The sequence below is a fragment of the Agrobacterium sp. genome (assembly GCF_032092815.1).
GTDB lineage: Bacteria > Pseudomonadota > Alphaproteobacteria > Rhizobiales > Rhizobiaceae > Agrobacterium.
In genome coordinates this window covers 1-265 of record NZ_DAMDBP010000026.1, presented here as the reverse complement: position 1 = coordinate 265, position 265 = coordinate 1, and the positions used below count along the sequence as shown (strand labels likewise).

The 265-nt window shown below is 55.5% G+C and carries 1 protein-coding gene; it reads left to right on the top strand.

Translation table 11 applies throughout. From position 1 onward, the window contains the following. Nucleotides 1–265: SufD family Fe-S cluster assembly protein (locus RT613_RS15440; RefSeq protein WP_313616703.1), on the top strand; the 265-nt coding region annotated here is incomplete at both ends.

The window sequence follows — 265 nt, the reverse complement described above, 5'->3', positions numbered from 1 at the left end:
GATGGTTCCTTCGTGTTCGTGCCAAAGGGCGTTCGCTGCCCGATGGAGCTTTCGACCTATTTCCGTATCAATGAAAAGAACACGGGCCAGTTCGAACGCACGTTGATCATTGCCGAAGACGGCGCTTACGTGTCCTATCTCGAAGGCTGTACGGCTCCGCAGCGCGACGAAAACCAGCTTCACGCTGCCGTGGTCGAACTTGTGGCGCTGGATGATGCCGAAATCAAATATTCCACCGTCCAGAACTGGTATCCGGGCGACAAGG